The following is an 8,428-nucleotide window of genomic DNA, read 5'->3' as shown; positions in this document are numbered from 1 at the left end:
CCCGCATATGAACTGCCTCCCATTTCTTATGTCCAAGAAATGGGAGGCAGTTCACTGAGTAGACGGCTGTTCTTAGTTGCATGGGGTATTGAATTTTTAGTAACCGAATACGGCATAACCAACAAGGCCTGGTCCCGTATGGACAACAAGGTCTGAGCCAGCCTCGACATACCTAAAGTCGGTGACATTAGGGATTGCCTCTTTAATCATGGCTTCCATTTCGGAATAAATGATATTAGGCGCGGAGCAGCAAATTCCTACATGAACATGGTCAAACTGCTGAGCAAAGGCTGATCCTAGAGCAATTTGTCCTGCTAGAGACTTCTGCCAACCGCGAGTCTTCTTAGCAATAACGTACTTTCCGTTTTCGTCGCAGGTAAGAACAGGCTTGATGTTCAGCATGGAACCAATGCGATAAATTGCCTCAGAAATGCGGCCACCCTTACGTAGATACTCAAGGCTTGGAACGGAGAAGTATACGCGCGTGTTAAGAGACGCCTGATCAAGTTTGGCGCCAATCTCCTCAAGAGAAAGACCCTGCTCAATAAGACGTTGAGCTTCAATAACAATAAGGCCGGAAGCAATGCCAATGTTTTTGGTATCAACAACATAAATAGGGAAGTCTGTAATGGACTCTGCAATCATGCGAGCAGTATCGCAGGTAGCAGAAAGTCCGGAGGAGATAGCAACGTAAACAGCACCCTCGTAACCAGCTGCTTTTGCATCATCAAAGGCAGCTTTAATTCCCTCAGGAGAAGGAAGTGAAGTCTTAGGAACTTCTTCTTCAAAGCGAGCAACAAGCTCTGCTGGCGTGATGGTAATACCAGACTCATAGGAAGAGCCATCAGAATAGTTAATGCGAAGTGGGGTGATACGAATATTGTGTTCAGCAACAAAATCAGGTGGGACATTAGTTCCTGAGTCTGTGATGATGGCAATTCGCTTAGTGTCCATTATCCGCTCCAAATATATACGTGCTACAAGTAGCTAAACGTTGACTTTCTATTACCCACATTTTACATAGAGATATACCCCGTTTTCTTGAGATATGACAAGTTGCTCTCAACGGTAGGTAGACGGTACACTAAGCATATAAATCGAGAAAAACTTGCATAGCTAACGGTCAATACCATTTAGATAAAGAGAGAACGGCAGATAATGTCTAGTATTTATAGAGAGCCCGCAGTTGTAAGAAGAATTAGTCAGCGCTCTTCTCTAAAGAAAATCACCTCTAACAGCACTATTGCAGCAACAGTCATGGTGCTTGCGGCTCTTATTGCACTTGTAGTTGCCAACTCACCTGCTCATGAGGTGGTTCGAGAAATTCTTGAAGTGCAAATGAGTTTCTCGCTTGGAATGATTCATGCACATATGGCTCTAGAAACCTTTGTGAATGACTTCCTTATGGCAATCTTCTTCCTACTGGTGGGCATTGAGCTCAAGTATGAAGTAACTGTTGGCCAGCTCAGAAAGCCAAGACAGGCAATGCTTCCTATGCTTGCGGCTGTTGGTGGCGTTGCAGTTCCTGCCCTTATTTATCTGGCGCTTAATGCAAGTACTGCTCCTCATGGATGGGCAACGCCAATTGCAACCGATATTGCGTTTGCGCTTGGCGTTATGTCGCTCTTGGGAAACAGAATTAGCCCACAGACTAAGGTGTTCTTCCAGACACTTGCTATTGCTGACGATATCCTGGCTATTGTGGTCATTGCGCTTTTCTATGGTCACACGCCAGATATTGCCTGGTTAGCAGCTTCTCTTGGTGTTCTTGTTATTTTGTGGGGAATGAATCGTTTGAAGATTTATTCTTCCGGCCCTTATTTGCTTGTTGGTTTGGTCCTCTGGGTATGCATGTACCACTCGGGAATTCATGCAACCCTTGCAGGCGTTCTTCTTGCCTTCTTCTTGCCATCTCACTCTGATGTTCGCCTGAGCAAGCTGGGAAGCTGGCTTTCAAGACGCGCTCGTGAGCTTGACGATCACTACGATGACGAGCATCACGTTTTGGGTCAGCATGACTTTACGCATGGAGCTAACTCAATCGAGCAGGTCATGCATCACGTAACTCCACCACTTCAGCGTGTTGAGCACTACATTTCTGTTTTTGTGAACTTTGTTGTTCTGCCTATTTTTGCCTTTGTAAACGCGCAGATTACGCTGGTAGGTGCTGATTTTGGTGCGCTTCTTAGCAGTAACATTGCTCACGGCGTATTCTTTGGCGCCGTTCTTGGAAAGCCATTGGGAATTATTCTTGTGACATTCCTATTGGTAAAGGTTAAAATCTGCAAACTTCCTGCAAAAGTTGATTGGATTCAGATTACAGCCGTTGGTCTGATGGGTGGCTTAGGCTTTACCATGTCAATTCTTATTTCTAACCTTGCATTCCCCGATGCAGAGGAGATTCTTGCAGCTAAAGTAGCTGTTCTCGCTGCTTCGTTTGCTTCTGCAATCTTGGGTCTACTTTTTGTACACCTCGCAGAGTTCTATAAGCATCGCAAGAACAGCATGCGGAAAGACAGCGAGTAAAAAAACTTAATGAGACGTACGACTCTTTCTATCCTTGACTATTAAAATGCAGAGCCCCACAAGATAATACGCAAAAGTTATTAAAAAACTGGCGCGTAGAATGTTCACTCCTCCTATTGAGGCATCTTGCCCTGTAGGAGAGAGACACATCGAGACAATGGTGAATAGCCACATAAGAAGCAAACAAATATGGGTTATCTTATTAATAAGATGAGCTGTTGGATTAGAAGCATCAAAAAATATACCTCGATTAAAGATGCTAATGAAAAAATCTTTCCAAGAGTCATACATGACGAGCCTCCAACTTGTTAGAAAAAGACCGCCTTATATATGCAATTTTATTACTTTTATACTTGGTTAGCTATGATTACTCGACGGTGCCGTATGTAAAGCCCCAACCATGTGCCGTAACAATTGAGTTAATCTGATCGCAGAGACGAGCGCGGACATAGGTGCCCGACGGAATCAGCTCAATAACTTCTTGCAAATCTTCTTCAAGATCATCTACTTCGGCTTGAATCAGCACGTCAACCTTAGTAACTGTGCCCGAAGGTTTACGCTTATAAAGGTTGTCAACAAGGTGCTGGAGCTCGCCATATGCCTCCGAGCGCATGCCAGGCTGTGCAGAATTTGCCATGATTCTCCTTGTCGCGTTGATTTTTAAATCACCTATACTTTGTATCACGCAGAGACCGAAAAGGGGAGTGTCATGTTTGAGCTAGTTTCTCGCGAGCTGTTCCAGCCAAAATCAACCTCTGAGCAAAACGCTTATCAGAAGATGAGCGACGCTGAGCTTAACCAGGCCCTTGAGCTTATTGGACAAGAAGCTCGTGCACTTGGCGAGAAAAACCTCAAGCTTGATATGGCTCGCGGAAAGCCAAGCCCTGCGCAGACGGCGCTGTCTAAGCCTATGCTTGATGAGCTGAACTCCAGTTCTGACCTGACTGACGGCGGCGCTTTTGCGGACAACTACGGAGACCCCTGGGGCCTTCCTTCTGCGCGAGCTTTTGCCGCGGAGCTCACAGGTGTACCTGCTAATCAGGTCATCGTAAACGGCTCTTCTAGCCTTAACCTTATGCATGACATTATTTCTCATGCCGTTACCCACGGTCTTTCTGGTCAGCCGTCTTGGGCAGAGCAGATGGCGGCTGCAAAGGCCCAGAGCACTACACTCAAGTTTCTGTGCCCCGCTCCCGGTTATGACCGTCATTTTGCTATTACACAGCATTACGGCTTTGAAAATATTGCAGTCCCTATGACCGACGATGGCCCAAATATGGACGTGGTCAAGGAGCTTGTTGAAAACGACAGCTCTGTTAAGGGAATTTGGTGTGTGCCACGTTTTGCCAACCCAACTGGCATTACCTATTCAGATGAGGTAGTTCGTGCTTTTGCAAACCTTAAACCCGCAGCTCCTGACTTTAGAATCTTCTGGGATAACGCCTACGCGATTCACTCCTTTGTGCCAGAATCTGAGGCTCCTCAGCTCTTAAATATCTTTGATGTACTTTCAGAGGTTGCTGCAGCCGACGCTCAAAAGAACCTGGTAATTGCTTTTGCCTCAACGGCAAAGGTAACCTTCCCAAGCTCAGGCATGGCCTGGGTTGCCGCAAGCCCTGCAGACAGTAAAGAAATCCAGAGCGCTTTCAAAGTTGCTCGAGTTTCTCCCGAGAAAATCTCACAGCTGGCACATGTGCGTTTCCTCAAAGATGTTCAAGGTATTGAAGCCCATATGCAAAAGCATGCCGAGCTGCTTCGACCACGTTTTGAACTGGTTGAACGCAAATTGCAGGAGGGTCTGGGAGATTTAGGCGTTGCAACCTGGTCTCATCCTAAGGGCGGCTACTTTGTCTCGTTTGATGGTCCTGTTGGCTCTGCACGCGCAATTGTTTCTCGCGCTAATGAACTGGGCGTTACCATGACACCTGCAGGAGCTACATGGCCAGCTGGTAAAGATCCTTTTGATACTAATATCAGAATTGCTCCAAGTTACCCAACGCTGGAAGAGCTTGACACAGCGCTTGATGTGTTTATTGTTGCTGTTAAACAGGTAAGTGCTCGACTAGCAAAAGTTGATCGTGGTCAGAGCGTCTGGGGATAGCTTGTGTAACTTTGGTATTTACTTTGAAAGTAAGCCCATTCTGCCGTATCTTGATTAACTATGTTTAGAAAAAGCGATTGGATGTTGAATGCCAACTAATACGTCAAAGCCAGAACTTACACCAGAACAGAAGGCAGAAAAAGAGCTGGTTGCTATGGCAAACCAGACCGCAAAAAAGAAGGCAAAGGACCGCAAGCCCGATGAGGCTCCTAAAAAACCAGGTCCTTCTACAGGTATGAAGATTGCTATTGGAGTATTCTCGCTCTTTATTGCTATTTCTATGATGTTACCTTCCCTGGCCAGCATTTTCTCTAACTCTCAAAAGCAGAATCAGGCTCATCAGAATTCTCCTGAGGCTATTAACCAGGTCTATCAGAAACAGGCAGAAGAAAAAGAGTCTGCTATTCAGTCCAATCCAGATAATCTACCAGCACATCTTGATTTGGCTCGTACGTATTTAGGTTGGGGAATGGCGCTTAAGAGTTCTTCTCAAGATGATTCTGTTCAGAAGCAGTCTTTACAGCTGATCAACAAGGCAATTGCCGAGTACGATACCTATCTTGCTTCAAATGATTCTGATGAGGTTCGTGTTGATAGGGCAATTGCGCAGTTCTATGCAGGAGACCAAACGGGTGCCGTTGAGGCGCTTAAGGCAGTAACAGATCGCTCTCCAGACTATGCTAACGGTTGGCTTAATTTGGGAATGATGTATCGTGTTACTGATCAAGTAGATCTTGCAAAAGAGGCACTGCAGAAGGCAATTGAGAAAGATTCCGATAATAGCGCCGGTGTGAGGGATAATGCACAGAAAGTTCTTGATGCATTAAACGGAAACACCTCTACCTCTTCAAATAACACTAAGTAAGGAGGAGTTATGGCACTAGAGATAAGCTCTGAAATTACAGATGAAAAGGCCATTATTCGCATTGAGGGCGAGGTAGACGTATCAAACGCCTCTGAGCTTCGCGATGCTTTGGATACCGCGCTCGCCGATGGAGCAAAAGAAGTTGAAGCTGATTTTGCTGAGGTAGCTTATATTGATTCGACGGGCATTGGCGTTTTAGTGGGTGCCGCACATCGAGCACAAGAGAGTGGTTCTGTGCTTGTTGTTGCAAATCCTCAGAAAAACGTGGAGCGTGTCTTTACGCTTCTTGGGGTTGATAAAGACCTTAACGTTCGCAAGTAGGTTTGGTAACTTGCAAGCTCTTTGAGAAACGGTTCAAAGAGCTTGTTTATGTTTGTTCCAGAAAGGTATTGCTTGTGTTTGGCATTGGAGAAACAGAGCTCGTACTAATTTTGCTCTTTGCATTTTTAGTATTTGGTCCTGATAAATTACCTGGTATGGGTCGCACGCTTGGCCGTGCTCTTAGACAGTTCCAGAACGCGCAAGAAGGCTTTAATAAAGTTGTCCGTGCAGACTTACTTGACCCTGCAGCGGATGCACTTCACGAGAAGCCCAAGCGCTCCGAGCAGCTCAAAAATGCTGCATCTGATGCTGACCGCGAGGATACTGACCATCAGGAGACCTTTGCTGAGCGTCGTGCTCGTCTCAAGGAGGAGCGCGAGGCAGCTGAGAAGGCTGCTGCTGAGGCGGCTGAGCAGAGTAAGCAAGCTGAGCAGACCCAGGAGGCTGAGCAGCCAGAAACCGCTTCTGCTGAAGAAGCTCCTGCCGCACCACAAGCTACGTCTTCTGTTGCTTTCTCCGATGATTCTACAGAGGTAACTGAGTACGTGGCACCTCAGGCTGCAGAAGAAACTCCTGCTGCCGCTCCATCTGCAAAAGACCTCTATAACCTTGGATCTGCACGTTCTTCTCGCTCCATAGCAGAAGACAAGAAAGAAGAAGTTGCTGGAGAGGAGGGAGAAAGCCAGGACGCATAAGTCCAGCTTTCGCGTGTAATGCCTATTACTCCAGCTCGTATGCCACTTTTTGATCACCTGGGAGAACTCCGTCGCCGCGTGACCATTGTGGTGGTTTCGCTTTTTGTTACTGCAATCATTATTTATTTTGCAACACCTGCATTGATTGAGATCTTGATTGACCCTATCAGGGAGTTTTTAACCGATGGTAAGCTTACGGTTATCTCGGTCCTTGGCGGCTTTAGTATCAGGTTTAAGGTAGCTTTCTTCTTCTCGGTGATTATCTGCACACCTATTATCATCTGGGAGATTATGGCTTTCTTCTTGCCTGCGCTTAACGCTAAAGAGCGCAAGTGGGTTGTTCCTACCGTGGCAGCCATGATTACCTTGTTCTTCTTGGGTATGCTGTTCTGCTACTTTATTATTTTGAACACCGCAATTGGTTGGATGATTGGCCAGTCGCAGGAGTTTGCAGGAACCATTAATGAGGCAAGCGATTACCTCAACATTATTATGATGTTTGAGATTGGCTTTGGCGTTGCGTTCCAGCTTCCACTGGTTATCTTCTACCTGGCTATTCTTCACCTTGTTCCTTACAAGGACATGCGTGAGCAGTGGCGTTATGTTTACGTTGGACTGATGGTTCTCTCTGCAGTAGTTACTCCTGACGCATCGCCTGTCACCATGATTTTGATGTTTGCAGCTCTTATCCTGCTGTACGAAGTTGCTCTGGCAGTTGCTCGTTACGTCATTATTGCTCGTGATGGCAAGGCTGCTCTTAAGTGGAGCCGCGAGGACTATGAGCAGCACGAGCTGGACAAAATCTAGTAATTCCGCTTTTACTTTGGAGAGTGTTGTTCTTTGATTTTAGTTGTTACCGAGAAAAACGACGCAGCGCAGCAGATTGCTCGCCTTCTGTCTGAATCGGGTAAGCCTGAGACAGACAAGGTATACAACACTCCTGTTTATCGTTTTAGACGTGGCGGAGAAGACCATGTTGCTATTGGTCTTCGCGGTCATATTCTGCAGCCGGATTTTCCTTTGGCTCTCAAGTTTGACAAGGAAGAGGGCTGGTATGGAGAAACTGCGGAAGGGGAGCACCTTCCTGCAGATGTTCCAGATGGCCTTGAGCGTCCTCCTTATAAGGTTAAGCGCAAGCCTTTTATGGCAGATGGCGTTGACCTTAAGGGCTGGAAAATCCCCAGCTTGCCCTATTTGATTTGGGCTCCTGTAGATAAACAGCCTGCAGAAAAAGAGATTATTCGCGCCCTCAAAAACCTTGCTAAGAAGGCAGAGTCTGTCATTATCGGTACAGACTTTGACCGCGAGGGAGAGCTTATTGGCTCTGATGCGCTGGCACAGGTCCTCTCGGTTAATCCTAACTTGGCAGTGTTCCGTGCTCGCTATTCTGCCTTTACCAAGACAGAGATTGAGACTGCCTTCAATAACCTGGTAGACCTTGATTACAACTTGGCTGCGGCAGGCGAGTCCAGGCAGTATATCGACCTCATTTGGGGTGCTGTACTGACCCGTTATCTGACCACCGCACGTTTTGGCGGTCTGGGCAATACGCGTTCTGCTGGTCGTGTTCAGACGCCTACACTGGCACTTGTTGTTGAGCGCGAGCGTGAGCGCCTGGCATTTAAGCCAGAAGATTATTGGGTTATTTCTGGTGTTGCTGCTCCAGAAGATGATAAGGATGCAACCTTTAAGATGGTTCATCAGACCGCAAGGTTCTGGGATCAAGTGGAAGCAGATGCAGCTTACGCCGTTGTTAAAGATCAGACGCAGGCAACGGTTGTCCAGATTGAATCTCGCAGCAGAAAGCAGCAGCCACCAGCTCCGTTTAACACTACGTCGCTGCAGGCAGCTGCAGCTGCAGAGGGTATCTCGCCAGCTAGAACTATGCGTTTGGCAGAGTCTCTGTTCCTGGCCGGCTTG

General features: G+C 46.8%; 9 protein-coding genes. 7 read left to right on the top strand and 2 right to left on the bottom strand.

Annotated elements, in window-relative coordinates; all coding sequences use genetic code 11:
- Window positions 1-96 precede the first annotated feature (96 nt).
- On the bottom strand, window positions 97-954 hold the full coding sequence (locus RWJ43_RS04870) for a DegV family protein (protein ID WP_314008474.1): 858 nt from the start codon (window positions 952-954) through the stop codon (window positions 97-99).
- 204 nt (window positions 955-1,158) lie between these two features.
- Between RWJ43_RS04870 and nhaA the strand changes: the two genes are divergently transcribed.
- Window positions 1,159-2,526 carry a Na+/H+ antiporter NhaA gene (nhaA, locus tag RWJ43_RS04865; RefSeq protein WP_314008471.1) on the top strand — a complete coding sequence of 456 codons (1,368 nt, stop codon included), beginning with the start codon at window positions 1,159-1,161 and terminating at the stop codon, window positions 2,524-2,526.
- A 367-nt stretch (window positions 2,527-2,893) separates the two neighbouring features.
- Here the strand turns inward: nhaA and RWJ43_RS04860 are convergent, their stop codons facing one another.
- The gene (locus RWJ43_RS04860) at window positions 2,894-3,163 is read right to left on the bottom strand and encodes a hypothetical protein (RefSeq protein ID WP_012809184.1); all 270 of its coding nucleotides are present in this window, start codon (window positions 3,161-3,163) and stop codon (window positions 2,894-2,896) included.
- Window positions 3,164-3,235: 72 nt separating this feature from the next.
- Between RWJ43_RS04860 and RWJ43_RS04855 the strand changes: the two genes are divergently transcribed.
- The 6 genes from RWJ43_RS04855 to RWJ43_RS04830 all read left to right on the top strand — a co-directional run.
- The gene (locus RWJ43_RS04855) at window positions 3,236-4,627 is read left to right on the top strand and encodes an aminotransferase class I/II-fold pyridoxal phosphate-dependent enzyme (RefSeq protein ID WP_314008468.1); all 1,392 of its coding nucleotides are present in this window, start codon (window positions 3,236-3,238) and stop codon (window positions 4,625-4,627) included.
- 88 nt (window positions 4,628-4,715) lie between these two features.
- Window positions 4,716-5,492, top strand: a complete 777-nt coding sequence (locus tag RWJ43_RS04850) for a tetratricopeptide repeat protein (protein WP_314008465.1) — start codon at window positions 4,716-4,718, stop codon at window positions 5,490-5,492.
- 9 nt (window positions 5,493-5,501) lie between these two features.
- A complete protein-coding gene (locus tag RWJ43_RS04845; protein WP_314008463.1) occupies window positions 5,502-5,813 on the top strand; it encodes an STAS domain-containing protein in 312 nt (103 codons plus the stop codon).
- Between the two features lie 74 nt (window positions 5,814-5,887).
- Entirely contained in the window at window positions 5,888-6,508 is a 621-nt protein-coding gene (locus tag RWJ43_RS04840) for a twin-arginine translocase TatA/TatE family subunit (RefSeq protein ID WP_314008461.1), read from the top strand.
- 18 nt (window positions 6,509-6,526) lie between these two features.
- Window positions 6,527-7,315: a twin-arginine translocase subunit TatC gene (gene tatC, locus RWJ43_RS04835; protein ID WP_314008458.1), complete on the top strand. Its 789-nt coding sequence runs from the start codon at window positions 6,527-6,529 to the stop codon at window positions 7,313-7,315.
- A 33-nt stretch (window positions 7,316-7,348) separates the two neighbouring features.
- Window positions 7,349-8,428: DNA topoisomerase (locus tag RWJ43_RS04830; protein ID WP_314008455.1), on the top strand; the 1,080-nt coding region annotated here is incomplete at its 3' end.

This window comes from Lancefieldella parvula (assembly GCF_963530955.1).
Lineage (GTDB): Bacteria > Actinomycetota > Coriobacteriia > Coriobacteriales > Atopobiaceae > Lancefieldella > Lancefieldella parvula_A.
Note: the sequence above shows the minus strand (reverse complement) of the source record. Positions and strands in the feature narration are given on the sequence as shown.